General features: G+C 68.8%; 24 protein-coding genes and 1 tRNA gene. 20 read left to right on the top strand and 5 right to left on the bottom strand.

Going from position 1 to position 24,525, the window contains the following annotated elements:
- The first annotated feature begins 1 nt into the window (after position 1).
- Both ggt and V8201_RS04280 read left to right on the top strand, forming a co-directional pair.
- On the top strand, positions 2–1,723 hold the full coding sequence (ggt, locus tag V8201_RS04285) for a gamma-glutamyltransferase (RefSeq protein WP_373276458.1): 1,722 nt from the start codon (positions 2–4) through the stop codon (positions 1,721–1,723).
- Positions 1,724–1,760: 37 nt separating this feature from the next.
- Positions 1,761–3,545 (top strand): AMP-dependent synthetase/ligase, encoded by a 1,785-nt coding sequence (locus tag V8201_RS04280; RefSeq protein ID WP_336544566.1) that lies wholly within the window; start codon positions 1,761–1,763, stop codon positions 3,543–3,545.
- Between the two features lie 41 nt (positions 3,546–3,586).
- Here the strand turns inward: V8201_RS04280 and V8201_RS04275 are convergent, their stop codons facing one another.
- Complete coding sequence (locus V8201_RS04275) at positions 3,587–6,457, bottom strand: M16 family metallopeptidase (RefSeq protein WP_271300235.1); 2,871 nt, start codon at positions 6,455–6,457, stop codon at positions 3,587–3,589.
- A gap of 175 nt (positions 6,458–6,632) precedes the next feature.
- On the opposite strand from V8201_RS04275, the gene V8201_RS04270 reads away from it, so the two are divergent.
- The 15 genes from V8201_RS04270 (at position 6,633) to V8201_RS04200 (ending at position 20,260) form a co-directional block, all read left to right on the top strand.
- Positions 6,633–7,427, top strand: a complete 795-nt coding sequence (locus V8201_RS04270; protein ID WP_037534587.1) for an aspartyl/asparaginyl beta-hydroxylase domain-containing protein — start codon at positions 6,633–6,635, stop codon at positions 7,425–7,427.
- 65 nt (positions 7,428–7,492) lie between these two features.
- Positions 7,493–8,065 (top strand): NifU family protein, encoded by a 573-nt coding sequence (locus V8201_RS04265; RefSeq protein ID WP_271300234.1) that lies wholly within the window; start codon positions 7,493–7,495, stop codon positions 8,063–8,065.
- Entirely contained in the window at positions 8,065–8,658 is a 594-nt protein-coding gene (locus tag V8201_RS04260) for a malonic semialdehyde reductase (protein WP_336544565.1), read from the top strand. Before V8201_RS04265 ends, V8201_RS04260 begins: the two co-directional genes overlap by 1 nt.
- 183 nt (positions 8,659–8,841) lie before the next feature.
- Positions 8,842–9,483 (top strand): tRNA (adenosine(37)-N6)-threonylcarbamoyltransferase complex dimerization subunit type 1 TsaB, encoded by a 642-nt coding sequence (gene tsaB, locus V8201_RS04255; protein ID WP_336544564.1) that lies wholly within the window; start codon positions 8,842–8,844, stop codon positions 9,481–9,483.
- The gene (locus tag V8201_RS04250; RefSeq protein ID WP_037534595.1) at positions 9,483–9,950 is read left to right on the top strand and encodes a GNAT family N-acetyltransferase; all 468 of its coding nucleotides are present in this window, start codon (positions 9,483–9,485) and stop codon (positions 9,948–9,950) included. Before tsaB ends, V8201_RS04250 begins: the two co-directional genes overlap by 1 nt.
- Before the next feature lie 76 nt (positions 9,951–10,026).
- The gene (locus V8201_RS04245; RefSeq protein WP_037534772.1) at positions 10,027–10,449 is read left to right on the top strand and encodes a Fur family transcriptional regulator; all 423 of its coding nucleotides are present in this window, start codon (positions 10,027–10,029) and stop codon (positions 10,447–10,449) included.
- A gap of 24 nt (positions 10,450–10,473) precedes the next feature.
- Positions 10,474–11,190 carry a lysophospholipid acyltransferase family protein gene (locus tag V8201_RS04240; RefSeq protein ID WP_336544563.1) on the top strand — a complete coding sequence of 239 codons (717 nt, stop codon included), beginning with the start codon at positions 10,474–10,476 and terminating at the stop codon, positions 11,188–11,190.
- A gap of 69 nt (positions 11,191–11,259) precedes the next feature.
- A complete protein-coding gene (gene miaB, locus V8201_RS04235) occupies positions 11,260–12,588 on the top strand; it encodes a tRNA (N6-isopentenyl adenosine(37)-C2)-methylthiotransferase MiaB (RefSeq protein ID WP_081793057.1) in 1,329 nt (442 codons plus the stop codon).
- Between the two features lie 302 nt (positions 12,589–12,890).
- Positions 12,891–13,889, top strand: a complete 999-nt coding sequence (locus V8201_RS04230) for a PhoH family protein (RefSeq protein ID WP_037534599.1) — start codon at positions 12,891–12,893, stop codon at positions 13,887–13,889.
- A 48-nt stretch (positions 13,890–13,937) separates the two neighbouring features.
- On the top strand, positions 13,938–14,228 hold the full coding sequence (locus V8201_RS04225) for a type II toxin-antitoxin system VapB family antitoxin (RefSeq protein ID WP_037534601.1): 291 nt from the start codon (positions 13,938–13,940) through the stop codon (positions 14,226–14,228).
- Positions 14,225–14,620: a PIN domain-containing protein gene (locus V8201_RS04220; protein WP_037534774.1), complete on the top strand. Its 396-nt coding sequence runs from the start codon at positions 14,225–14,227 to the stop codon at positions 14,618–14,620. The genes V8201_RS04225 and V8201_RS04220 overlap by 4 nt, the downstream gene beginning before the upstream one ends.
- On the top strand, positions 14,617–15,129 hold the full coding sequence (ybeY, locus tag V8201_RS04215) for an rRNA maturation RNase YbeY (protein WP_336544562.1): 513 nt from the start codon (positions 14,617–14,619) through the stop codon (positions 15,127–15,129). The genes V8201_RS04220 and ybeY overlap by 4 nt, the downstream gene beginning before the upstream one ends.
- Positions 15,130–15,139: 10 nt before the next feature.
- Entirely contained in the window at positions 15,140–16,048 is a 909-nt protein-coding gene (locus tag V8201_RS04210) for a hemolysin family protein (protein ID WP_336544561.1), read from the top strand.
- A gap of 325 nt (positions 16,049–16,373) precedes the next feature.
- Positions 16,374–18,593: a catalase/peroxidase HPI gene (gene katG, locus V8201_RS04205; protein ID WP_336544560.1), complete on the top strand. Its 2,220-nt coding sequence runs from the start codon at positions 16,374–16,376 to the stop codon at positions 18,591–18,593.
- A 338-nt stretch (positions 18,594–18,931) separates the two neighbouring features.
- The gene (locus tag V8201_RS04200; protein WP_336544559.1) at positions 18,932–20,260 is read left to right on the top strand and encodes a PQQ-dependent sugar dehydrogenase; all 1,329 of its coding nucleotides are present in this window, start codon (positions 18,932–18,934) and stop codon (positions 20,258–20,260) included.
- 38 nt (positions 20,261–20,298) lie between these two features.
- On the opposite strand, the gene V8201_RS04195 is transcribed toward V8201_RS04200, so the two are convergent.
- Complete coding sequence (locus tag V8201_RS04195) at positions 20,299–20,517, bottom strand: hypothetical protein (protein ID WP_037534613.1); 219 nt, start codon at positions 20,515–20,517, stop codon at positions 20,299–20,301.
- Between the two features lie 277 nt (positions 20,518–20,794).
- Between V8201_RS04195 and V8201_RS04190 the strand changes: the two genes are divergently transcribed.
- The gene (locus V8201_RS04190; RefSeq protein ID WP_037534615.1) at positions 20,795–21,010 is read left to right on the top strand and encodes a cold-shock protein; all 216 of its coding nucleotides are present in this window, start codon (positions 20,795–20,797) and stop codon (positions 21,008–21,010) included.
- A 42-nt stretch (positions 21,011–21,052) separates the two neighbouring features.
- Here V8201_RS04190 and V8201_RS04185 read toward each other — a convergent pair whose 3' ends face one another.
- From V8201_RS04185 to V8201_RS04175, 3 genes are all read right to left on the bottom strand, one after another.
- Positions 21,053–21,703: an outer membrane protein gene (locus V8201_RS04185; protein ID WP_051583456.1), complete on the bottom strand. Its 651-nt coding sequence runs from the start codon at positions 21,701–21,703 to the stop codon at positions 21,053–21,055.
- A 231-nt stretch (positions 21,704–21,934) separates the two neighbouring features.
- Positions 21,935–22,010: transfer RNA gene (locus V8201_RS04180), tRNA-Ala, on the bottom strand.
- 84 nt (positions 22,011–22,094) lie between these two features.
- Positions 22,095–22,415, bottom strand: coding sequence for a TIGR02300 family protein (locus tag V8201_RS04175; protein WP_037534617.1), 321 nt, complete (start codon positions 22,413–22,415; stop codon positions 22,095–22,097).
- Positions 22,416–22,521: 106 nt separating this feature from the next.
- Here V8201_RS04175 and aroA point away from each other — a divergent pair, with 106 nt between their 5' ends.
- Entirely contained in the window at positions 22,522–23,853 is a 1,332-nt protein-coding gene (gene aroA, locus V8201_RS04170; RefSeq protein WP_336544558.1) for a 3-phosphoshikimate 1-carboxyvinyltransferase, read from the top strand.
- On the top strand, positions 23,850–24,518 hold the full coding sequence (gene cmk, locus V8201_RS04165; protein ID WP_051583457.1) for a (d)CMP kinase: 669 nt from the start codon (positions 23,850–23,852) through the stop codon (positions 24,516–24,518). Before aroA ends, cmk begins: the two co-directional genes overlap by 4 nt.
- Positions 24,519–24,525 lie beyond the last annotated feature (7 nt).

The following is a 24,525-nucleotide window of genomic DNA, read 5'->3' as shown; positions in this document are numbered from 1 at the left end:
GATGAAGACCCTGATCGCCCTCTTGCTCGCCGCCGCCAGCGCACCGGCGTTGGCCAAGACCCCCGCGTCGGCCCCGGCAGCCGGCATGGTCAGCGCCGCCGATCCGCGCGCCGCCGCCGCCGGTGTCGAGATCCTCAAGGCGGGCGGCAGCGCCACCGACGCGGCGATCGCGACGATGCTCGCGCTCAACGTCGTCGAGCCGCAGAGCTCCGGCATCGGCGGCGGCAGCTTCTGGGTCAGCCACGCCGCCCGCACCGGCCGGGTCACGACGATCGACGCGCGCGAGGCCGCGCCTGCCGCAGCGACCCCGCACTGGTTCTTCGGACCGGACGGCGTGCCGCTCAGCCATGCCGATGCGGTGCCGGGCGGACGCAGCGTCGGCGTGCCGGGCGCGCTGCGCGGCATGGCGCTGGCGCATCGCCAGTCGGGCAAGCTGCCCTGGGCGCGGCTGTTCCAGCCGGCGATCCGGCTGGCGCGCGACGGTTTCCGCGCCAGCCCGCGCTTCACCAATTCGGTCGCCTCCTACGGCGGCCATCTGACGCCGGAGGCACGCGCGACCTTCGCCGTCGGCGCCGACGGCATCGTCCGCAATCCGGCGCAGGCGGCGCTGCTCACCCGTATCGCGGCGCATGGACCCGACAGCTTCTACGTCGGGCCACAGGCCGCCAAGCTCGTCGCGGCGGTCAACGGCGCGGCGCGCAACCCGTCGCAGATGACCACCGGCGATCTCGCCAGCTACGACGCCAAGCCGCGTCCCGAGGTCTGCGTGCCGTACCGCAGCTACCGGATTTGCGGCATGGGACCGCCGTCGTCGGGCGGCATCACCGTGCTGATGATCCTCAAGCAGCTCGAACGGTTCGACATGACCCGGCTCGGCAAGGACTCGCCGGTCGCCTGGCACCTGTTCGCGGAAAGCTCGCGCCTCGCTTATGCCGATCGCAACCTCTACGTCGGCGACCCCGATTTCGTCCGCGTGCCGGTCGCCGGGCTGCTCGATCCCGCCTATCTTGCCGCGCGCTCCGCACTGATCGCCCCCGACCGGACGCTCGCCACCGTCACCGCCGGCACGCCGCGCGGCGCGCCGCCGCGCACGCCGGCGCCGGTCAGCGAGGTCGCCGGCACCACCGATCTCGCCGTCGCCGATCGCGCTGGCAACGTCGTCGAGGTGACGACGACGGTCGAGGGGCCGTTCGGATCGGGGCTGGTCGTCGACGGCACGGTGCTCAACAACGAGCTGACCGATTTCGATATCGTGCCGGTCGACGCCGGCTATCTCGTCGCCAATCGCGTCGAGGGCGGCAAGCGGCCGCGCAGTTCGATGGCGCCGACGATCGTCTACGACGCCAGCGGCAAGGTGCGGCTGGCGATCGGCGCGGCGGGCGGATCGACGATCATCGCGCAGATCGCCAAGGCGCTGGTCGGCGTGCTCGACTGGCACCTGTCCGCGCAGGAGGCGATCGCGCTCGGCCTCGTCTACGCGCCCGGCCCGGTCGCGACGCTGGAGACCGGCACCGCCGCCGCCACGCTGCAACCCGCGCTCGCCGCGCTCGGCGAGCGGACCGAGGTCGCGCCGATGGGGCTCAAGGCCAATGCGATCGAATGGGTCGGCGGGCGCTGGGTCGGCGCCGCCGATCCGCGCAGCGAAGGCGTCGCGATCGGCGAGGACGGCCGCGTCAGCGATCCCACCCGCGCCGCGCCGGTCGCCAACCGCCCGTCCGAATAACCGTCGCCGGCGCAAGACCGGCGCGACAGGAGAGATCATGCGCAGCCTCGAGCATTTTCCCAACCTCGTCACGATGTTCTTCACACGGGCGAAGGAGAAGGGCGACGCCCCCTTCCTCTGGGCCAAGCGCGACGGCGTCTGGGTCGCGACGAGCTGGGCCGAGGCGGCGCGGCAGGTCGCCAGCCTCGCCGCGGGGCTGACCGCAGCGGGGATGAAGCCGGGGGACCGGGTGATGCTGGTCAGCGAGAACCGCCCCGAATGGTGTATCAGCGATCTCGCGATCATGGCGGCCGGCTGCATCACCGTGCCGACCTACATCACCAATACCGAGCGCGATCACGCGCATATCATCACCGATTCGGGCGCCTGCGGCGCTATCGTGTCGACCGACAAGCTGGCGAAGACCGTGCTCACCGCGGTGCTCCGCTCGAACCAGGGGCAGACGGTGATCGGCATCGATCCGATGCGTGCGCCGTCGGGGATCGACTTCCACGACTGGCACCGGCTGATCGCCGACCATCCGACCGACCCCGCCGATGCCGCGGCGCGCGCGACCTTCCGCCGCGACGATCTCGCCTGCATCATCTACACCAGCGGCACCGGCGGCGCGCCGCGCGGGGTGATGCAGCATCACGGCGCGATCCTGCACAACGCCAAGGGCTGCGCCGCGCTGATCGCCGAGGATTTCGGCTGGGAGGACGAGGTATTCCTGTCCTTCCTGCCGCTCAGCCACGCCTATGAGCATACCGGCGGCCAGCATTTCCCGATCGCGCTCGGCGGGCAGATCTATTACGCCGAAGGCCTCGACAAGCTCGCCGCCAATATCGAGGAGGTGCGGCCGACGATCATGTTCGTCGTGCCGCGATTGTTCGAGGTGCTGCGGACGCGGATCAGCAAGGCGATCGAGAAACAGGGCGGCATGGCGGCCTATCTGCTCGCGAAAGCGCTCGAACTCGGCGCGCGCGAGAATGCGGGCGGACTGCGCCTCGCCGACCGGCCGGCGCAATTGCTGGTCCGCACCCTGTTCAAGCCCAAGATCGCCAAACGGTTCGGCGGGCGGATGAAGGCGATGGTGTCGGGCGGCGCGCCGCTCAATCCGGAGGTCGGGCTATTCTTCCAGTCGCTGGGCGTCACCTTCCTGCAGGGCTATGGCCAGACCGAGGCGGCGCCGGTGATCTCGTGCAACCGGCCCAAGGTCGGCATCCGCATGGATTCGGTCGGTCCGCCGCTCGCCGATACCGAGGTGCGGATCGCCCCCGACGGCGAGATCCTGGTGCGCGGCGAGCTGGTGATGCACGGCTATTGGCGCAACGAGGCGGAGACGGCGCGCGTGCTGCGCGACGGCTGGCTCCACACCGGCGACATCGGCGAGATCGACGCGGCGGGCCGCATCGCCATCACCGATCGCAAGAAAGACCTCATCATCAACGACAAGGGCGAGAATGTCGCGCCGCAGAAGGTCGAGGGCATGCTGACGCTCCAGCCCGAGATCGTCCAGGCGATGATCTACGGCGACCGCCGCCCCTATATGGTCGCGCTGATCGTGCCCGACCCCGAATGGACGCAGGAATGGTGCGCGGCGAACGGCACCGCCTGCAAGTTCGAGCGGCTCGCGGAGAACAGCGAATATCGCACTGCGATCGGCCATGCGGTCGAACGCGTGAACAGGGACCTGTCGGTCACCGAGCGCATCCGCCGCTTCGTGCTCGCCGACGAACCCTTCACGATCGAGAATGAGCAGCTGACGCCGAGCCTCAAGATCCGCCGGCACGTCATCCGCACCGTCTACGGCGAGCGGCTCGACGCGCTTTATCGGGGGTGATCCCGGGAGCGGGCGGCGGGTCGCGAACCCGCCGCCCGCCCTTACTTGGCGGCCTTCCGCGGCAGCACCGCCAACGTCCAGTCCTTCGCCGGCACCAGATATTTCGCTGCCGTCGCCTGCAACACCTCGGGCGTCACCTCGCCGAAGTCACGGCCCAGCCGGCGCGTCGCCTCCAGCCGGCGCTCGTCATAGGCACCGCCCGACAGTTCGCGGAGCCAGAACAGGCTGCTCGTCGCGGCACGGGCATAGACCTGCTGCAACGGTCCCTTGACCCGCGCCAGCTCGTCGGCGCTGACCGGAGTCTTGGCGAGGTCGGCGGCGATCTCGCGCGACAGGCGGAAGAACAGTGCGACATTGGCCGGCGCGACCTGGCTCACCGCCATCAGCCGGCCGCCGCCGGGCAGCCCCTTGGGCCAGCTGCTCGCGACGCCGGGGCTGTAGCTCGCCCCCGCCGCCTGCCGCATCCGTTCGAACAGCCGGTCGCTGAACACCTGCGCGAGCACGTCGAGCCGGCGCGCCTCCGCGAGATCGGCGGTGCCCGAACCGGTCGGCCAGGCGATCACCGCGCTCGCCTGATTGTCGGGGCCATTGTGGTAGCGCAGTACCGGCGTGGCGACATGCGCGGGGAAGCGCACCGGCGGCACCGCCGCCGACGGCGCGGCGCGCGGCGGGATCGCGCCGAGGCTCTTCGCCACCGCCGCGACCGCCTCTTCCGACTTGACGTCGCCGAACACATCGACCTCGATCGGCCCGCTGGCGAGCAGCGGCGCCCAGAAGGCCTCGAACGCCTTGGGGGTCAACGCCTCGACCGCCTTGGCGTCGGGCGTCGCCCAGCGCGGATCGCCGGCGTGGAGCAACCCTTCGAGGTCGCGTGACAGCACGCCGTCCGCCGAGGAATCATAACCGGGAATCGCGGTCAGCGCCGCCGATTTGGCGCGCGTCACCGGCGCCGGATCCCAGCGCGGATGCGCCAGCTTGGCGGCGATCAGCGTCAGTTCGTCGGCATAATCCTTGGGACTGCTCAGCGCGGCGATCGAAAACGCATCCTCGTCGATGCCGAAGTCGAGCCCGAGCTGCCGCCCCGCGGTGAGCTGGTCGAGATCGTCCTGCCCGAGCGTGCCGATGCCGCTTTCCATCAGCGCCAGATCCCCCGCCCAGGCGGGGCTCGGCCGGTTGGCGGGCAGCGCGTTATAGCCGCTGCCGAACCGCACCCGGATGAAGACGCGCCCGGTATCGTCGGGATTGGGGAAGAGCAGCATCCTCACGCCGTTGGCGAACACCACCTTCTCCGCCGGCAGGCCGGACAGCGGCCCGCGCGCCGCGACCACGCCCGGCGCACCGAGCGCAGGCAGCTTGCTGAAATCGACCGCCGCCTGGTTGGCGCGCTTGATCGTCAGCGCCGACACGTCCGCCTTGAGCGCGGCGGCGAGCTTCTCCGCCGTCCCCTTCTCCGCGGTGCGGGTGTTGACGAGCGCGCGCGTCGCATCGCCCTCGAACAGCTTCTTGGACGAGGCGAGCACCGCGGCGGGATTGAACATGCCCTTCTGCTTGGCGTCGGTGAGGATCGCATAGCTGTTCTCGGGCGCGGTCACCGTCTCGCGGATGTCGAGCGCGCCGGCCATGTCGTCGGCCTGTTTGGCGCTCGCCTCGACCCGCGCGGTCTCGACGCCGTTGCGGATCGCGACCTCGTAATCGGCATATTCGCGGTCGATCTCCGCCTGGGTCGGCGGGCTGTTCTGCGCGTCGGCGATCACCGCGCGCACGTCCTTCAGCGCCTGTTCCCACTGGTCGCCGACCGGCAGGATCAAGACCGACGTCATGTTCGCCGAACGCGACCGGTCGTCGAGATCGACGCCCGCCTGGACGAAGCTCGCCCCCGCCCGCGCGCGCCGTTCGAGCCGGCGGCTGATCACCTTGGCGGCGATCGTGTCGACCATCCGCTTCTGGTTGAAGATCTTGGTATCGTCATTGTAATGCCAGGGTCGCACCACCCCCATCATCACCAGCGGCGGCAGGCCGGGTTCGACCATCGTCGCCGAGGTCGGCTGGCTGGGATCGGGCTTGCCGAAATCGGGGTCGGCGGGATTGGGGCCATTGCCCTTCCAGCCGGCGAAATGGCGCGTCACCATCGCGCCGAGCTTGGCCGGGTCCATGTCGCCCGAGATGATGACGACCGCGCGCTCCGGCCGATACCAGCGATCGTGGAAGGCCTTGATGCTCGCGCCGTTCGCCGCGTCGAGCGTCTCGACCGTGCCGATCGGCGAACGGTCGGCGAGCGGCTGGCCGGCGAAGAACAGCCGGTTCATCGCATCCTGCAGCTTGACCTGCGGTCCCGGCTGCTCCCGCCGTTCGGCGAGCACGATCGGCCGTTCCGCCGACACCGCCGCATCGGTCAGCGTCGGCGCGGCCATCATCCCCGACAGGATCTTGATGCTCTCGTCGACCGTGGCGTCGGTCGCCGAAGGCAGGTCGAGCTTGTAGAGCGTCTGCGTCGGCGTGGTCGAGGCGTTGCTGTCCGAGCCGAAGGTCGCGCCGAACCGCTGCCACACCCGCTTCGCCTCGCCGTCGGGGACATATTCGGAGCCGCGGAACGAGAGATGCTCGATGAAATGCGCATAGCCGCGCTCGCTGTCCTTCTCGTACAGCGACCCCGCGTCGATGCGGACACGGATCGATACCTGCCCGGGCGGCACGCCGTTCTTGCGGACCGCATAGCGCAAGCCGTTGGGAAGGGTGCCGAACGACCAATTGGGATCGTGCGGCAGGTCGCTGCCTTTGTAGAGCCAGGGCGTCGTGTCGACCTTGACCGTCGGCGCGGGCGCCGCGGCGGGCGCGGTGCGGACCTGGGCAACGGTGGCCGATGCGAGGGCGAGAACGAGTACGGGCGCGAATGCGCGGGAAAGAAACGCCATAGGCGACGCTTGTAGCGGGTGCCGTGCGGCGCCGCCAGCGCGTCCGTATCCTCCTCACTTCCGTCATGATTTCGCCCCAGCCGGGCAATAGCCCGGTGGCTGAGGGGAGCCGGGCGGATCGCGCCCGACGAACGATGCGGCGTCCCTGCGGCGCGATTCGGATGATGGTTGGACGATGACGGTAAGCAGGAACGACGCGGCGCCGGCAATGTGGCGGAACTCGGGCAAGCCGCGCAAGGCGACGGCCCGCCGGCCGCTCGTCATCCGCATCGGCCGGCACTTACGCGGGCTGTTCGACCGGATGATCGCCGGTTCCTCGCTCGTCGCCAACGATCCGGTGCTCGACGTCCGCCATTTCGGCTGGACCGCACAGCTGCGCGACCAGTGGCAGACGATCCGCGACGAGGCCGAGTCGGTCGCGCTGCGCGGCGCCGATGCGCCCAGCCTCGCGACGATCTCGCCCGATCACCGTGCGATCGCCGAGGTCGGCAAGTGGCGCTCCTTCTTCCTGTGGGGCTATGGCTATCCGATCGAGGACAATCTGGCGCGCTGCCCGGCGACGCAGGCGATCGTCTCGCGCGTACCGGGGCTCAACAGCGCCTTCTTCTCGATCCTCGCGCCGGGCACGCATATCCCGGCACACCGCGGCGTCACCAAGGGGCTGATCACCTGTCACCTCGGCCTGTTCGTGCCGCGCGACGGCGACGTCCGCATGCGCGTCGGCGACCGCGTCGTGCGCTGGGCGGAGGGCGAGACCCTGGTGTTCGACGACACCTACGATCACGAGGTGTGGAACGACAGCGCGGCGACGCGCGTGGTGCTGCTCGTCCAGTTCGCGCGGCCGTTGCGCAATCCGGGCAAGTGGATCGCCGACCTGTTCCTCGGCGCGGTGCGCCGCTCCGCCTTCGTCCAGGAGGCGCGCGGCAATATCGCCAAATGGAACGCCTCGATCAAACAGCTCGAGATCTAGGGTGGAAACAATCGCTTTCCCGGGCAGCGCTTGATCCCCCGTGCGCCACGCGCCACATGGCAGCCATGCTGATCGAGACCGAAACCACGCCCAACCCGGCGACGCTCAAATTCCTGCCCGGCCGCATCGTCATGGATGCCGGCACGCGCGATTTCGCGACGCCCGAGGAGGCGGAGGCGAGCCCGCTCGCCGAGATGCTGTTCGCGCTCGGCGACGTCACCGGCGTGTTCTTCGGCCGCGACTTCGTCTCGGTCACCGCCGCGCCGGGCGTCGCCTGGGCCGAGCTCAAGCCGGACGTGCTCGCCATCCTGCTCGATCATTTCGCCGCCAACATGCCGCTGTTCCGCCAGGGCAGCGCCGGCTTCAGCGTGCCCGCCGACGAGGAGGCGCTGTCCGACGACCCCGCCGATGCCGACATCGTCGCGCAGATCCGCGAGCTGATCGACACCCGCGTCCGCCCGGCGGTGGCGAACGACGGCGGCGACATCGTCTATCGCGGCTTCGACAAGGGCAAGGTCTATCTGCGCATGCAGGGCGCCTGCGCCGGCTGCCCCTCGTCGAGCGCGACGCTGAAGAGCGGCATCGAGCAATTGCTCAAATATTACGTTCCCGAAGTCACCGAAGTGAGGGCCGTCTGATGTCCGATCCCCTGCCCGATTCGGCGCTCGACCGCATCTTCCGCACCGCGCGCAGCTTCAACCATTATACCGACCGGCCGGTCGGCGAGGATCAGCTCCACGCGATCTGGGAGCTGATGAAATGGGGGCCGACCAGCGCCAACCAGCTGCCCGCCCGGCTCGTCTGGTGCGTCAGCGACGAGGCCAAGGCGAAGCTCGCCGCCGCCTGTTCCGATACCAACCAGGCCAAGGTCCGCGCCGCGCCGGTCAGCGTCATCATCGGCATGGACGTCGACTTCCACGAGACCCTGCCCGAGCTCTTCCCGCACGTGGACGCCAAGGCGTGGTTCGACGGCAATACCGAATTGCGCACCGCGTCGGCGGCGCGCAATTCGACGTTGCAGGGCGCCTATTTCATCATCGCGGCGCGGGCGCTGGGACTCGACACCGGGCCGATGTCCGGCTTCGATCAGGGCGCGGTCGACAAGGCGTTCTTCGCCGACCAGCCCAGCGTCCGCAGCAACTTCATCTCCACGCTCGGCTATGGCGATCCCGCCACCCTGCACGAGCGCCTGCCGCGGCCGGGCTTCGGGCGGTTCAACACGATCGCGTAAGCGGCATTCGTGATCCCCGACGTCCGCTGCCGCTGAACCGTCCGCCTTCCCCTCGGGATTTGCCCGCGTGGAAGGTCCGGGGCGGAGGGGGCTGACATCCTGCCGGCGGCTTACGCGGTGCCATTGCCACCCCCGCATCCGACGCTTGTCGCGCGCCACGACTCGTCGCAAAGCGTTCGAAACATGATCGACTCCCCTGCCCCTCGCACCCTCGTCATCGATACCGCCACCGCCGCCTGTTCGGTGGCGCTGATCGAGGCGGGCGTGGTCATCGCCGCGACGCATCGTGAGGTCGGCCGCGGCCATGCCGAACAGCTGCTGCCGATGATCGCCGCGCTGCCCGACGGCGGCCGCGCCGGGCACATCCTGGTCGATGTCGGCCCGGGCAGCTTCACCGGCCTGCGTGTCGGCATCGCCGCGGCGCGCGGCCTCGCGCTCGGCTGGGATGCGGGCGTCAGCGGCTATTCGAGCCTCGCGCTGATCGCCGCCGCCGCCTTCGCCGCCGGCCGTGACGGCGAGATCGCGGCGATGCTCGAAGGCGGCCATGGCGAGGTGTTCGTCCAGTCGTTCGCGCCCGGCCCGGTCGCCCTGGATGCGCTCGCCTCACGCAAGCCGGAGGCGGCGATCGCCGCGCTCGCCGGGCGCTGGCCGGTCGGCAATGGCCTGCGCTGGCTGCAACAGGTCGCGCCAGAGTGCGACGGCCAGCCGGCGCTGCCGGACGCGGCCGACGCCGTGCTGCTGCCGCCCGCCCTCACCGCGCTGCCGCCGCGCCCGCTCTACGGCCGCGCGCCCGATGCCAAGCTGCCCGGCGGGATCACCCCCTGATGGCGACGCGGCAGGTGACCCTGCGCAGCGGCGATGCGCGCGACGTCGGCCTCGTCGATGCGCTGATGACGGCTGCCTTCGATCCGCGCTTCGGCGAGGCGTGGACGCGCAACCAGTGCCTCGGCGTGCTGGCGATGCCCGGCGTGCGGCTGACGCTCGCCTATGTCGATGCGGCGCCCGCCGGCTTCACCATGGTGCGCAGTGTCGTCGACGAGGCGGAGTTGCTGCTGCTCGCGGTCGACCCCGCCTTCCGCCGCCGCGGCATCGGCCGCGCGCTGCTGCGCGGCGTCATCGCCGAGGCGCAGATGACCGGCATCGCCGACCTCCACCTCGAAGTGCGCGAGAATAACGAGGCGGTCCGGCTCTACGTCGAACAGGGTTTCGCCAAGGTCGGCGAACGGCGGCATTATTACCGCGGCAAGACCGGCCAGGCGTTCGACGCGCACACCTACCGCCGCGCGGTGTGACGCAAAATCGTCCGAGCGGGGCTATTGCGAGTCGGTTTCGCTTTTCGCAACAAGCCGGCTGGACTACATGAGCAGCATGCCTCGCAAGATCGATCTCGAAGCCCTGTGCAACCAGAAGGGCCTGCGCATCACCGAACAGCGCCGCGTGATCGCCCGCGTGCTGTCCGAAGCCGAAGACCATCCCGATGTCGAGAAGGTGTATGAGCGCGCCTCGGCGATCGATCCGGGTATTTCGATCGCCACCGTCTATCGCACCGTGCGCTTGTTCGAGGAGGCGGGCATCCTCGATCGCCATGACTTCGGCGACGGCCGCGCCCGCTACGAACCCTCGCCCGAGGCGCATCACGATCATCTCATCGACGTCGAGACCGGCAAGGTGATCGAATTCGTCGACCCCGAACTCGAGCAATTGCAGAAGGCGATCGCCGAGAAGCTCGGCTTCCGCCTCGTCGATCACCGCATGGAATTGTACGGCGTCAGCCTCGATCGCAAGGTGTAACGCCGCGCGACGCGGCGCGTCCGGATGATCGCCAACCTGCGCCTCGGCTATCGCGTCGCCGCATTGCTGGTCGCCCTGCCGGGCGGTCTGCTGCTGCATGGCCTCTGGCGGCTGCTGCGCCGGCCCTCGCCGTGGCCGCGGCGCTTCCTCGCCGCCGTCGCGCATATCGTCGGCGCGCGTGTCCGCGTCCTCGGCACACCCTGCGCGGGGAACGTCGTCTTCCTGAGCAACCATCTCAGCTGGATCGACATCCTCGCGATCGCCGGCGCCACCGGCAGCGCCTTCGTCGCCAAGGGGGAATTGCGCGGCGTGCCGCTGGTCGGCTGGCTGTGCACGCTCAACCGGACGATCTTCGTGACGCGCGAGGACCGCTTGCAGGTCACCGCGCAGATCGACCGATTGCGCGCGGCGATCGCTACCGGTCAGCCGGTGACGCTCTTTCCCGAAGGCACCACCGGCGACGGCACGACGTTGCTGCCGTTCAAGGCGGCGCTGCTCGCCGCGCTCGACCCGCCGCCGCCGGGGGTCGTCGTCCAGCCGATCCGCCTCGATTACGGCGAGGCGGCGGACCTCGCCTGGGTCGGCGAGGAGCCCGGACTCGCCCACGCGCTGCGCGTGCTGCGGCGGCGCGGCCGCTTCGCGGTGACGCTCCGCCTGCTGACCCCCTTCGATCCTGCCGCGGCGGGCGGCCGCAAGGCGATCGCGGCGCAGGCACGCGCGGCGATCGTCGACGCCGGATAGCGCCGCCGCCGACGCGGGAGCGGTCACGGCGGCTGGCGAGCGGCCGCCGCATCCTGTATGCGCCCTGCCATGACTTCCGCCGACAAACCCAAGACCTTCCACGTCAAGTCGTTCGGCTGCCAGATGAACGTCTATGACGGCGAGCGCATGGCGGAGCTGATGGCCGCCGACGGCATGACCGCGACCGACGATCCCGACGCCGCCGATCTCGTCGTGCTCAACACCTGTCACATCCGCGACCGCGCCACCGAAAAGGTCTATTCCGACATCGGCCGGCTGCGCAAGAACGCCCGGATCGAGGCGCGGCCGGCGCCGATGATCGCCGTCGCCGGCTGCGTCGCGCAGGCCGAGGGCGAGGAGATCGTCGCGCGCGCCAAGGTCGACGTCGTCGTCGGTCCGCAGGCCTATCACAACCTGCCCGCTTTGGTCGCCCGCGCCGCCGCGGGCGCGCCGGCGCTCGACACCGACATGCCGTTGCTGTCGAAGTTCGGCGCGCTTCCGGCCCGCCGTCGCGTCGCACCGTCCGCCTTCCTCACCGTGCAGGAAGGCTGCGACAAATTCTGCACCTATTGCGTCGTCCCCTATACCCGCGGCGCGGAGGTCAGCCGGCCGTTCGCCGCGATCGTCGACGAGGCGAAGGCGCTGGTCGATGCCGGCGCGCGCGAGATCACGCTGCTCGGCCAGAACGTCAACGCCTGGGACGACGACGGTCGCGGCCTGCACGACCTGATCCGCGTGCTCGATCGCATCCCCGGCCTCGCGCGCCTCCGCTACACCACCAGCCACCCCAATGACATGCGGCAGGGGCTGATCGACGCGCACGGCGACGTCGAAAGCCTGATGCCCTTCCTCCACCTGCCGGTGCAGGCGGGCAGCAACCGCGTGCTCAAGGCGATGAACCGCAGCCACGACACCGATTCCTACCTGCGCCTGCTCGACCGGGTCCGTGCCGTCCGCCCCGATATCGCGCTGTCGGGCGACTTCATCGTCGGCTTCCCCGGCGAGACGGAGGCGGAGTTCGCCGAGACGCTGCGGCTGGTCGACGCGGTCGGCTATGCGCAGGCCTATTCGTTCAAATACAGCCCGCGCCCCGGCACGCCCGCCGCCGACATGGCAGGCGCGGTCGATGCGACGGTGATGGACGACCGCCTGCAACGGCTGCAGGCGGCGCTCGGCCGCGATCAGCAGGCGTTCAACCAGGCGAGCGTCGGTCGCCGCTGCGACGTGCTGATCGAACGCCGCGGCAAGCTGCCCGGGCAGATGCTCGGCAAGTCGCCGTGGCTGCAATCGGTCCATGTCATGACCGATGCGGCGATCGGCGACATGGTGACGGTCGATCTGCTGTCCGCCGGTCCCGTCTCGCTCGCCGGCGCCGAACGGATGCGCGCCGCGGCCTGATCTCGGCGCGCAGCGCCGCAGAGATGTGCCGCCGGCCGCGGGCGCAGCCCATGCCATGGACCATGGGAAAAAGAGGACCACGTCCGCCGCAGGCGCATCCTCTTCGCGACTTCGCGTGAATCCATCTTCGCCGGCCGCCATCTCACCCGACGGCCAGCCGCATGCGCACCTCACGCTGCGCTCCCTGCCCGACCCTAACATCCCCGACGCGACAGCGACGCGCGAAAGCGGGTTTTGCCGCTTCCCTTTCGCCGGCGCGCATCCCACATTCCGGTCATGCCATCACGGCATGAAAGGACCGCATGAGTCGTAAGCCCGTCCCCGCCCGCTCCGGTGAACGCAGCCGGGCCGAGGTGTTGTTCGACAAGCCCCAGTTGCTCGCCACGCTGTTCGGGCAATATGACCAGAATCTCGTCGCGCTCGAAAACCGGCTCGGCGTCTACATCACTGCCCGCGGCAATCGCGTCGGGCTCGAAGGCAGCGCCGATCACGTCGCGGTCGCGCGCGACGTGCTGCAGGACCTCTACCACCGGCTGCAACGCGGCGAGGAGATCGACTCCGGGCTGGTCGACGCATCGATCGCCATGGCGTCCGAACCGACGCTCGACGGCATCGTCAGCGCCGAACGCGGCGCGATCCCGTCGGTGATGATCCGCACGCGCAAGAAGACGATCGTGCCGCGCACCCCGGCGCAGGCGCATTACATGCGCGAATTGTCGACCAACGACATGATCTTCGCACTCGGGCCGGCCGGCACCGGCAAGACCTATATCGCGGTCGCGCAGGCGGTGTCGCAGCTCATCACCGGCAGCGTCCAGCGCCTCATCCTGTCGCGTCCCGCGGTCGAGGCGGGCGAGAAGCTCGGCTTCCTGCCCGGCGACATGAAGGAGAAGGTCGACCCCTATCTGCGCCCGCTCTATGATGCGCTGCACGATTGCCTGCCGGCCGAGCAGGTCGAGCGCCGCATCGCCAGCGGCGAGATCGAGATCGCGCCGATCGCCTTCATGCGCGGGCGCACGCTGGCCGACGCCTTCGTCATCCTCGACGAGGCGCAGAACACCACGCCGGCGCAGATGAAGATGTTCCTCACCCGCTTCGGCCAAAACAGCCGCATGGTGATATGCGGCGATCCCAACCAGACCGATCTGCCCGGCGGCGTCGGCTCGTCGGGCCTCGCCGACGCGACGATGCGGCTGGAGGGGGTCGAGGGCATTTCGATGACGCGCTTCACCGCCGCCGACGTCGTCCGCCATCCGATCGTCGGGCGGATCGTCGAGGCGTATGAGGGACCGGGCAATTGATCGGCCGGGATATCCTTGGCATATAGAAGGATATCCCGGAGTCGATCGATGGCCTCGCTATTCATCAAAGATCCTGAAACGGCTGCCCTTGCCGGCAAGGTCGCAGCACAGCTCGGCACAACCAAGACCGAGGCAGTCAGGCGAGGGCTGACGTCCCTCGAAACTGCGGAGATTTCCGAAGCGCCGAACGGCGGTGCCGTGACTGTCAGGACCGTCGACTGGTTGCGGCAATATCGCGCGCAGCACCCTCTGCCCGACCGCGAGGCGATGAAGATCGATAAGGCGTTCTACGATTCGTTGTCCGATGAAGAGGACGTCGTCGATCCATGGTCGGAGTGACGATCTTCATCGACGCCTCCGCGATGGTTTCGATGCTCGCTCTCGAAGAAGGGTTCGAGGCGCTCGCGGATCGTGTGGATCAGGCTGACCGCAGACTGACGTCGGCGATGGCGATCTGGGAAAGCACGATCGCCCTCAGCTCGGGACGCGGCATCATGATGGATTTCGCGCGCGCAGACGTCGCGAACTTCATCGCATCCCGTCATGTTGCCGTGGTGCCGATTGGCGCTGCGGAGGCGGACTTGGCCCTCGAGGCCCATCGTCGCTACGGCAAGGGCCGCCACCCCGCCCGGCTCAACATGGGCGATTGTTTCGCCTATGCTTGCGCCAAGGCGCATGACGCACGCCTGCTCTACAAGGGCAATGATTTCTCCCGCACGGACCTCGCATGATCCACATCGAACTCACCCGCGAAGACCCCTGGCCCGCCGATACCGACTGGGAGGCGCTCGCGACCCGCGCGGTGCGGGCGGCGATCGAGCATACGCCGCATGGCGATCTGCTCACCACGCCGGCGCTGGTCGAGATCAGCGTCCGCCTGACCGGCGACGACGAGGTGCGCACGCTCAACGCGCAATATCGGCAGAAGGATAAGCCGACCAACGTCCTCTCCTTCCCGATGGTCCAGCCCGACCTGATCGACACGGTCAGCCAGAACAGCGACGACGGCGAACTGCTGCTCGGCGACATCGTCCTCGCCCATGGCGTCTGCACCGCCGAGGCGCAGGACAAGCAGGTCGGCGTCGCCGAACATGCCACGCACCTGCTGGTGCACGGCACGCTGCATCTGCTAGGCTATGACCATATGGAGGACGGGGAAGCCGAGGCGATGGAGGAGATCGAGCGACAGGCGCTCGCCACGCTCGGCATCGCCGACCCCTATCTGATACGAGAGGACTGACACGGCCGCCATGGCAGACGACCGAAGTAGCGCCGGCAACGGCGACTCCAGCGAATCGACCATCTGGCGCGGACTGAAGACGTTGATCTTCGGTGGCGCGCACGAAGAATCGCTTCGCGAACAGCTCGAGGAAGCGATCGACCGGCACGAGGACGATCCCGCCCCCGACGCCAAGGGCGACCTCACGCCGCTCGAGCGGCAGATGGTCCGCAATCTGCTCCACTTCGGCGAACGCGATGCCGGCGATGTCGGCGTACCGCGTGCCGATATCATCGCGGTCGAGGAAGGCACCACCTTCGCGCACCTCGTGCAGATCTTCGCCGAGGCGGGGCACAGCCGCCTGCCGGTCTATCGCGGCGAACTCGATACGATCATCGGCATGGTCCATATCAAGGACGTGTTCGCGATCCTCGCCACCGGCGCCGACCATCCCGCCGACATCAGCGGGCTGATCCGCGAACCGCTCTACGTGCCGATGTCGCGCGGCGCGCTCGACCTGCTCGCCGACATGCGCGCGAGCCACGTCCATCTCGCCGTGGTGCTCGACGAATATTCGGGCACCGAGGGCCTCGTCACGATCGAGGATCTGATCGAGGAGATCGTCGGCGAGATCGAGGACGAGCATGACGAGGCGCCCGAGGCGCTGCTCGTGCGGATCGACGGCGGCGCGTGGGATGCCGATGCCCGCGCCGAACTGGAGGATGCAGGCATGCAGATCGATCCGCGCCTGGCCGAGACCGATCATGACGTCGATACGCTCGGCGGGCTCGCCGCGGTGCTCGCCGGCCATGTCCCCAAGGTCGGCGAATGCGTCGACCATCCGAGCGGCTGGAAGCTCGAGGTGCTCGACGCCGACGAACGCCGCATCCACCGGCTGCGCCTCCACCCGCCGCTGCCGCGGGAGAGCGACGAGGACTGACAAGAGCCGCGCCGCACCGGCGTTCCGCCCTGCCCTCACCCAGCGGCGCGGCGCGCCTCTTCCAGTATCGGATCGATCATGCCCCCCGGCACGATCGATCCAATACTCCCGGCGGGAAAGGGAAGAGGCGGCGAAGCCGGCGATCGGGTGAGGTCAAGGTAAGCGCGACCTCAGGCGCGACTCCGGACCATTGATCGCTCCAACCGATCACCGCCTTCGCATATTCGCGTTTTCGTGATCTGTCTCGTTCCGGTAGCAATGGCATCATACCGGTGTGGCTCGACAAATCGGGCGCGCCTGCGAACCCGATCGAGGAGAGATGCACATGGACGCGATCACCGAAGGCAGTCCGATCAACGATCCCCGCCGCCAGCCTGCGGCGAAGCGCCGTCTGCTCGGCCACACCGCCAAGGATTGGTGGCCGGAAGCCCTGTCGATCGACATCCTTCACCAGAAGGGCGTCAGCGGCAATCCGATGGGCGACGATTTCGATTACCGCTCCGAATTCCTCAGCCTCGACTATGATCAGCTCAAGGCGGACCTGACCGCGCTGATGACCGACAGCCAGCCGTGGTGGCCGGCGGACTATGGCCATTACGGTCCGTTCTTCATCCGCATGGCGTGGCATTCGGCGGGCACCTATCGCACCGGCGACGGCCGCGGCGGATCGTCGGCCGGCCAGCAGCGGTTCGCGCCGCTCAACTCGTGGCCCGACAACGGCAATCTTGACAAGGCACGCCGCCTGCTGTGGCCGATCAAGCAGAAATACGGACGCCAGCTGAGCTGGGCGGACCTGTTCATCCTCGCCGGCAACGTCGCGATCGAATCGATGGGTGGCCCGACCTTCGGCTTCTCCGGCGGGCGCGAGGACGTGTTCGAACCCGAGAAGGACGTCTATTGGGGCACCGAGGAGGAATGGCTCGGCCAGACCCGTATCGACGAGGAAGCCGGGCTGGCGCTCGAAAGCCCGCTCGCCGCGATCCAGCACGGCCTCATCTACGTCAATCCGGAAGGTCCGGGCGGCTGCCCGATGCCCAAGGGTTCGGCGCGCGACATGCGCGAGACCTTCGCGCGGATGGGGATGAACGACGAGGAGACGGTCGCGCTCACCGCCGGCGGCCATACCTTCGGCAAGGCGCACGGCGCGGGCGATCCGAGCCACGTCGGCAAGGAGCCGGAAGGGTCGGACATCGCCAGCCAGGGTCTCGGCTGGGCGTCGACGCATGAGAGCGGCATGGGCGATCATACGATCACCAGCGGCCTCGAAGGCGCATGGACGCCGACGCCGACGACGTGGGACATGAGCTATTTCGACATGCTCTTCGACCATGAATATGAGCTGACCAAGAGCCCCGCCGGCGCGCATCAGTGGCAGCCGGTCGGCAATCCCGAGGACACGCTCGCGCCGGCGGCGCATACCCCGGGCAAGAAGGTGCCGACGATGATGTCGACCGCCGACATGGCGCTCAAGGTCGACCCGGCGTATAACGCGATCTGCCAGAAATTCCGTGCTGATCCCGCCTATTTCGCCGACGCCTGGGCGCGCGCCTGGTACAAGCTGACGCATCGCGACATGGGGCCGAAGATCCGCCTGATCGGCCCCGAAGTGCCGCAGGAAGAGCTGATCTGGCAGGACCCGATCCCGCTCGCCGACTATCCGCAGATCGAGTCGGCCGACATCGCCGACCTCAAGGGCCGCATCGCGGACTCTGGTCTGTCGATCGAGGAACTGGTCACCACCGCCTGGGCGTCGGCGTCGACGTGGCGCGGATCCGATCATCGCGGCGGCGCCAATGGCGCGCGCATCCGGCTTGCGCCGCAGAAGGATTGGGAGGTCAACCAGCCCGAACAGCTCGCCAAGGTGCTCGGCACCTACGAGCAGATCAAGGCGGACTTCGATGCAGCCGGCGCGAAGACGGTGTCGATCGCCGACCTGATCGTGCTCGGCGGCTCGGTCGGCATCGAGGCGGCGGCCAAGGCGGCCGGTCAGACGATCGAGGTGCCGTTCAAGCCCGGCCGGACCGACGCCTCGGCCGAGCAGACCGACGCCGAGGGCTTTGCGGTGCTCGAACCGCGTGCCGACGGCTTCCGCAACTATCTCCAGGTCCAGTTCAACGTGCCGACCGAAGAGCTGATGGTCGATCGCGCCCAGCTGCTCGGCCTCAGCGCGCCGGAGATGACGGTGCTGGTCGGCGGGTTGCGCGTGCTCGGCGCCAACCATGCCAAGGCGAAGCAGCACGGGGTGTTCACCGACCGGCCGGGGCAGCTGACCAACGACTTCTTCGTCAACCTGCTCGACATGGGCACCGCGTGGAAGCAGATCAGCGACGAGAGTGACGAGGAATTCCTCGGCACCGACCGTCATACCCACGAGAAGAAGTGGACCGCGTCGCGCACCGATCTGGTGTTCGGCTCCAATTCGCAGCTGCGCGCGATCGCCGAAGTCTATGCCGCGTCGGACGCGGGCGAGATGTTCGTCCGCCACTTCGTCCAGGCCTGGACCAAGGTGATGAACGCCGACCGCTACGACCTGCTGCCGGGCTGAGCCGGCGGGTGTAACTAACGGTAGGAGCCCCCCGCGAAGGCGCAAACCTTCGCGGGGGGCTCGTCGTTTCTGGCAGGCACCGTGCCGGACCGACGAGGGTTTGCGCTTCGGTGAACCGCATTCCCGCGCACGCAGGAATCCACCAGCCACGCTGGACGACGACCTTTGTGCCGAGATACACAAGGCTATCGCCTGCGCGGGAGCCGGGACGGACTGGATGGAAACGTCACGCGCGCGAAGCCATATGGGCGCAGCAAGCGACCCGCGCCCCGCCGACGCATCCGCACACCGCCATATCGCCCCTTCCGCCGCGCGCTTTGCCGCCCTATCCTCTGCTCATGCTCAAGCACGTCCTGCGCCTCGCCGCGCTTCTGTTCGTCATCGCGGTGGCGGTGGTCGTCTATCTTGCCTGGCCGGATACGGCGCAGGTGCCGTTCGACCGCGTCACCGGCAAGCGGCCGCAGATCACCGAGGCGCGCGTCCAGACCCTGCCCACGGTCAAGGTCGCCGACGTGGTCGGCTGGCAGGGCAATGAGACCCCCACCCCCGCCGCCGGCCTGACCGTCAAGGCCTTCGCCAAGGGGCTCGACCATCCGCGCTGGCTGTACCGGCTGCCCAATGGCGACGTGCTCGTCGCCGAGACGAATTCGCCGCCGCGCAAGGGCGGCGGCATCCAGGGTTGGGTGATGGGGCTGCTGCTCGGCAAGGCCGGGGCCGGCGTGCCGTCGGCCAATCGCCTGACGCTGCTGCGCGACGCGGATGGCGACGGCGTCGCCGAACAGCGCCACGTCTTCATGACCGGGCTCAACTCGCCGACCGGCATGGCGCTGCTCGACGGCCAGCTCTACGTCGCCAATACCGATTCGGTGGTGCGCGTTCCCTATACCGACGGCGCGACGCAGATCACCGCCAAGCCCGAGCTGATCGTCAAACTCAACGGCGGCGGCAACCATTGGGCGCGCACGCTGATCGCTGCGCCCGACGGCCGCACGCTCTATGTCGGCGTCGGCTCGTCATCGAACATCGCCGAGAACGGGCTCGAGGCCGAAAAATATCGCGCCAACATCCTCGAGGTCTATCCCAAGGAGAAGACCTTCCGCATCTACGCCTCCGGCCTGCGCAATCCACAGGGCATGGCGATCAGCCCGTTCAACAAGCAGTTGTGGACGGTGGTCAACGAGCGCGACATGCTCGGCTCCGACCTTGCGCCCGACTATCTGACGCAGGTCGAGCTGGGCGACCAGTTCGGCTGGCCGTGGTTCTATTGGGGCGGCTATCCTGACACCCGGGTCGAGCCGGCGCGCCCGGACCTCCAGCAATATTCGAAGCGCCCCGACTATGCGCTCGGGCCGCACGTCGCCGCGCTCGGCCTCGCGTTCAGCGACGAGGTCAGGCTCGGCGGGCGGTTCGCGCAGGGGGCTTTCATCGGTGAGCACGGTTCGTGGAACCGCAAGCCGGTGTCGGGCTACAAGGTGGTGTTCGTACCGTTCGCCGCGCGCGGCTTCCCGGCGGAGGGCGCCAAGCCGGTCGACGTGCTCGGCGGCTTCCTCGACGGTAACGGTAAGGCACGCGGGCGGCCGGTGGTCGTGATCGGCGACCGCAGCGGTGCTTTGCTCGTCGCGGACGACGTCGGCAACACGATCTGGCGGGTCGCCGGCGCGCGCTGACGCCGGTGTCGCGCGGTGCGCGCCCGGCGCGCCGCGTCTCAGGCGGTGCGCAGCCGCAGCGGTGTGCGCTCGACCGCGCCGTTCAGCACCTTGCGGCCGAACACGCGGTTCATCGTCGCGGCGCCGTCGGCGTTGGTCAGCACGACGCGCGTGCCGCCCGAGGCGAGCGTCTCGATCGCGCTGATCGTCACCTTATGCTTGCGGCACGCGGTTTCGACATCGGCTTTGGCGGCATTGACGTTGATGGCGCGTGACATGCGGATCTCCCTTTGGGCAGCGGGAGCGCATATCATCTCTCAGTCGGGCCATGCGCGGATGGAGCAGCCCGATAGCCAGAAGATGGCCGCTTCCGCAGCGCAGCGCAAGCCCTGCCCCTTGCCGTTTCGCCCTGCGTCCGCCATATAGATCAGGCTAGAGTCGCACATCGACGGTCTACGGCGTGCTTTGCGGCTCCCTCTTCCTTCCTTCCCTGCTTCGCGCGCGACAGGCGCGTCGGTAATCGTACCGCCGCGCCGCAAGTAGAAAGGATCTGCGATGAGCAGCATCACCGGCACCGTCAAATTCTTCAACGCCGACAAGGGCTATGGCTTCGTTGCCCCCGATACGGGCGGCGCTGACGCCTTCGTCCACATCACCGCGGTGGAGCGCGCCGGCATGGCGACGCTGAACCAGAACCAGCGGATCAGCTACGACCTCGAGCAGGACCGCCGCGGCAAGACCTCGGCCGTCAATCTGCAGCCGGTCGATTGATCCGGTGACGGGAGCCCGCGCGATCCGCGGGCTCCCGTCGTCTCAGAAGCGGATACCCATGCCGTAGACGACCTGATGCCGCCGGGGCTCGATGCTCGCGCGCAGGCCGTCGCTCACCGCCGACTTTTCGCCATAGCCGGTGTAGACATATTCCAGCCGCCCGTAGACGCGGCCGCTGAGCGTCCCCTCGACGCCGCCGCCGACGTGAAAGCCGTTGAAGTTCCGGCCTTCGTCCACGTCTGCGCGCACCAGCGTATCATCACGATAGTCGAGCTTGGCACGGCCGTTCGAATAGCCGCCCTTGGCGTAGAGCGCGAACGACCCGGATACCGGCACCCCGAGCCGCGCACCCGCGGTGAAGTTGCGCCCGGCGCGCAGGCAGAGCTGGTCCTGACCGTAGAGCTCGCCGCATTCCTTCGCCGACGACCCCTCATAGCCGAAGTAGCCGCCGACCAGCACGTTGCTCAACGCATAGTCATAGCCGATCTCGCCGCCATAGACGACGCCGTCCTTGCCGGCGGTGCGGTTGATGCTGTCGACGCCGTCGGACACGCCGGCGCGGATCGTCGGCCGGTCCCAGCCGACGCGCGCTTCGATCCGGGCGCCGGTGAACAGCGGATCGACCGTCTGTGCCGAGGCGGAGGATGCGACCGACGCGGCGACCGCGACCGCCCCCAAAAGCATGATCTTCATAATGTCTCCCGAACCGGCATCGATACCGGACGCGAGCGTTTAAGCATGAGAGTGGTTAACAGGTATTTGACCCGAACACCGGCAACGACATGTGCCGATGAAGCAAGTATTCCCGAAGCGGAATTACTTCAGAATGGTAGGGATGACATCCCGGCGGTGGGAGCGAGGACAAGGCCTTCGCACTCGGATGCTGGGGATGAGGGAGCGACACAGGGGCGCTCGGGAACGGAATGGTGGAGCCGAGGGGGATCGAACCCCTGACCTCTGCAATGCCATTGCAGCGCTCTCCCAGCTGAGCTACGGCCCCATTCGTTCCGGGAGGCGCCCCACTAGCGGGGGCACCGGGGCATGGCAAGCGCTGAATGATCGCCTGCCATGCCTTTTTTTCAGATCAATGTTCGTCTTCGTCGTTGGGCGCCTCGACGCCGAGATCGTCGTCCCCGCCGAGATCGACCTCATCGTCGGCCGAGGGCTCTTCCTCTTCGCCCAGCGCTTCCAGATCCTCGTCCTCGCCCTCGAGGTCGCGATCGGCCTCCTTGGTGTCGGGCTTGGCCTGCTCGAACGGCAGCGGCTGCTTGGACTTGAGGATCGGCTCCGGGTTCCACGTCGTCCCGCAGTTGATGCAGGTGACGGGATCGTCCTTTTCGAGGTCATAGAAGCGCGTCGCGCATTTCGGGCACGTACGCTTCGTGCCCCATTCCGGCTTGATCATGCCGTTCGTGCCTTTCGGAATTGGGTGTCGCAGGCAAAGCAAGGCCTTGCCCGTGAGGTGGTGCGCGCCTTGCCATAGCGCAAGGTGGCTGTCAAAGCCCCCGGCCATGGCGCATTCCGATCCCCAGGAACTGAGCGTGGCCCCGCGTGGCCCCCTCACCGGCTCCCTCCAGGTGCCCGGCGACAAGTCGATCAGCCACCGCGCGCTGATGTTCTCCGCGCTCGCGGTCGGCGAGAGCCGCATCACCGGACTGCTCGAGGGCGAGGACGTGCTCGCCACCGCCGCGGCGCTGCGCGCGATGGGAGCGGATATCGAGCGGACCGGCGCGGGCGCCTGGCGCGTCAACGGCGTCGGCGTCGGCGGCCTGCTGCAACCCGCCACCGCGCTCGAGATGGGCAATAGCGGCACCTCGACGCGGCTGCTGATGGGGCTCGTCGCCAGCCACCCGATCACCGCGACCTTCACCGGCGACGCCTCGCTGTCCGCCCGGCCGATGGGGCGCGTGATCGAGCCGCTGTCGCAGATGGGCGCCGCCTTCACCGCCAGCCCGGGCGGTCGGCTGCCGCTGATGCTGCGCGGGATCAGCCCGGCGGTGCCGATCACCTACACGCTCCCCGTCGCCTCGGCGCAGGTCAAGTCGGCGGTGCTGCTCGCCGGACTCAACACGCCGGGGATCACCCGCGTCGTCGAGCCGGTGGCGACGCGCGATCACAGCGAGCGGATGCTGCGCGGCTTCGGCGCCGAACTGACGATCGAGGACGATCCCGCCGGACGGATCATCGCGATCCACGGCGAGGCCGAATTGCGGCCGCAGACGATCACCGTGCCGGGCGACCCCTCGTCGGCCGGCTTCTGGCTGGTCGCCGCGTCGATCGTCCCCGGCTCCGACCTCGTCGTCCGCAACGTCGGGCTCAACGTCACGCGCACCGGGCTGATCGCGGCGCTGCGGCTGATGGGCGCGGACATCACCGAGCTGGACCGGCGCGAGGTCGGCGGCGAGCCGGTCGCCGACCTTCACGTCCGCCACGCCCCGCTCACCGCGATCGAGGTGCCGCCCGAACTGGCGCCGAGCATGATCGACGAATATCCGGTGCTCTTCGTCGCCGCCGCCTTCGCAGCCGGACGCACCGTGGCGCGCGGCGCGCACGAATTGCGCGTCAAGGAATCCGACCGGATCGCGGCGATGGCAGCGGCGCTCACCGCCTGCGGCGTCGCGTGCGAGGAATATGAGGACGGGCTGGCGATCACCGGCACCGGCGGCGAGGCGATCCCCGGTGGCGCGCGCGTCGCCTCGCTGCTCGATCATCGTATCGCAATGAGCATGACCGTCGCCGGCCTGCATGCCACACGGCCGGTCGTCATCGACGACATAGCCCCGGTGGCGACCAGCTATCCGGCTTTCTATAAGACATTGGACGACGTGTCGGAGGAAGCATGATCATCGCAGTCGACGGTCCGGCGGCATCGGGCAAGGGCACGATCGCCCGGGCGCTTGCCCAGCATTATGGCCTGCCGCATCTCGATACCGGCCTGCTCTACCGCGCGGTGGCGTGCAACGTGCAGCGGATGGAGCTCAACCCCGCCAAGGAAGCCGACGCGGTCGCCGCCTGCGACTTCGACGAGGCGCTGCTCGACGATCCGGTGCTGCGCACGGACGATATCGGCCAGCTCGCCTCGATCGTCTCGGCGCATCCGCTGGTGCGCGCCTCGCTGTTGCAGCGGCAGAAGCGCTTCGCGCGCCAGCCCGGCGGGGCGGTGCTCGACGGTCGCGACATCGGCACGGTGATCGCGCCCGATGCCGACGCCAAATTGTTCGTCAAGGCGACGACGCAGGTCCGCGCGCAGCGCCGCCATCGCGAATTGCTCGGCAAGGGCTTCGACGTCAGCTTCGTCAAGGTGCAGATGGACATCCGCGCCCGCGACGCGCGCGACACCGCCCGCTCCTCCGCGCCGCTCAGCATGGCGGCGGATGCGGCGCTGCTCGACACCAGCCAGATGACGATCGAGGCGAGCATCGCGCGCGCGATCCAGCTGGTCGAGGCGCGATGCGGTGCGCTCGCCCGCCAGCGCGAGCATGCGGCCAGCGGCGCCAGCCCCGCCTGAGCTTGCC

It is taken from the genome of Sphingomonas kyungheensis (assembly GCF_037120395.1).
Taxonomy (GTDB): Bacteria; Pseudomonadota; Alphaproteobacteria; order Sphingomonadales; family Sphingomonadaceae; genus Sphingomonas; species Sphingomonas kyungheensis.
Note: the sequence above shows the minus strand (reverse complement) of the source record. Positions and strands in the feature narration are given on the sequence as shown.

Bases quoted from the DNA above. Each gene is read 5' to 3' on its own strand.
- ggt (WP_373276458.1), top strand. From the start codon at position 2: ATGAAGACCCTGATCGCCCTCTTGCTCGCCGCCGCCAGCGCACCGGCG.
- V8201_RS04280 (WP_336544566.1), top strand. From the start codon at position 1,761: ATGCGCAGCCTCGAGCATTTTCCCAACCTCGTCACGATGTTCTTCACA.
- V8201_RS04275 (WP_271300235.1), bottom strand. From the start codon at position 6,457: ATGGCGTTTCTTTCCCGCGCATTCGCGCCCGTACTCGTTCTCGCCCTC.
- V8201_RS04270 (WP_037534587.1), top strand. From the start codon at position 6,633: ATGACGGTAAGCAGGAACGACGCGGCGCCGGCAATGTGGCGGAACTCG.
- V8201_RS04265 (WP_271300234.1), top strand. From the start codon at position 7,493: ATGCTGATCGAGACCGAAACCACGCCCAACCCGGCGACGCTCAAATTC.
- V8201_RS04260 (WP_336544565.1), top strand. From the start codon at position 8,065: ATGTCCGATCCCCTGCCCGATTCGGCGCTCGACCGCATCTTCCGCACC.
- tsaB (WP_336544564.1), top strand. From the start codon at position 8,842: ATGATCGACTCCCCTGCCCCTCGCACCCTCGTCATCGATACCGCCACC.
- V8201_RS04250 (WP_037534595.1), top strand. From the start codon at position 9,483: ATGGCGACGCGGCAGGTGACCCTGCGCAGCGGCGATGCGCGCGACGTC.
- V8201_RS04245 (WP_037534772.1), top strand. From the start codon at position 10,027: ATGCCTCGCAAGATCGATCTCGAAGCCCTGTGCAACCAGAAGGGCCTG.
- V8201_RS04240 (WP_336544563.1), top strand. From the start codon at position 10,474: ATGATCGCCAACCTGCGCCTCGGCTATCGCGTCGCCGCATTGCTGGTC.
- miaB (WP_081793057.1), top strand. From the start codon at position 11,260: ATGACTTCCGCCGACAAACCCAAGACCTTCCACGTCAAGTCGTTCGGC.
- V8201_RS04230 (WP_037534599.1), top strand. From the start codon at position 12,891: ATGAGTCGTAAGCCCGTCCCCGCCCGCTCCGGTGAACGCAGCCGGGCC.
- V8201_RS04225 (WP_037534601.1), top strand. From the start codon at position 13,938: ATGGCCTCGCTATTCATCAAAGATCCTGAAACGGCTGCCCTTGCCGGC.
- ybeY (WP_336544562.1), top strand. From the start codon at position 14,617: ATGATCCACATCGAACTCACCCGCGAAGACCCCTGGCCCGCCGATACC.
- V8201_RS04210 (WP_336544561.1), top strand. From the start codon at position 15,140: ATGGCAGACGACCGAAGTAGCGCCGGCAACGGCGACTCCAGCGAATCG.
- katG (WP_336544560.1), top strand. From the start codon at position 16,374: ATGGACGCGATCACCGAAGGCAGTCCGATCAACGATCCCCGCCGCCAG.
- V8201_RS04200 (WP_336544559.1), top strand. From the start codon at position 18,932: ATGCTCAAGCACGTCCTGCGCCTCGCCGCGCTTCTGTTCGTCATCGCG.
- V8201_RS04195 (WP_037534613.1), bottom strand. From the start codon at position 20,517: ATGTCACGCGCCATCAACGTCAATGCCGCCAAAGCCGATGTCGAAACC.
- V8201_RS04190 (WP_037534615.1), top strand. From the start codon at position 20,795: ATGAGCAGCATCACCGGCACCGTCAAATTCTTCAACGCCGACAAGGGC.
- V8201_RS04185 (WP_051583456.1), bottom strand. From the start codon at position 21,703: ATGAAGATCATGCTTTTGGGGGCGGTCGCGGTCGCCGCGTCGGTCGCA.
- V8201_RS04175 (WP_037534617.1), bottom strand. From the start codon at position 22,415: ATGATCAAGCCGGAATGGGGCACGAAGCGTACGTGCCCGAAATGCGCG.
- aroA (WP_336544558.1), top strand. From the start codon at position 22,522: ATGGCGCATTCCGATCCCCAGGAACTGAGCGTGGCCCCGCGTGGCCCC.
- cmk (WP_051583457.1), top strand. From the start codon at position 23,850: ATGATCATCGCAGTCGACGGTCCGGCGGCATCGGGCAAGGGCACGATC.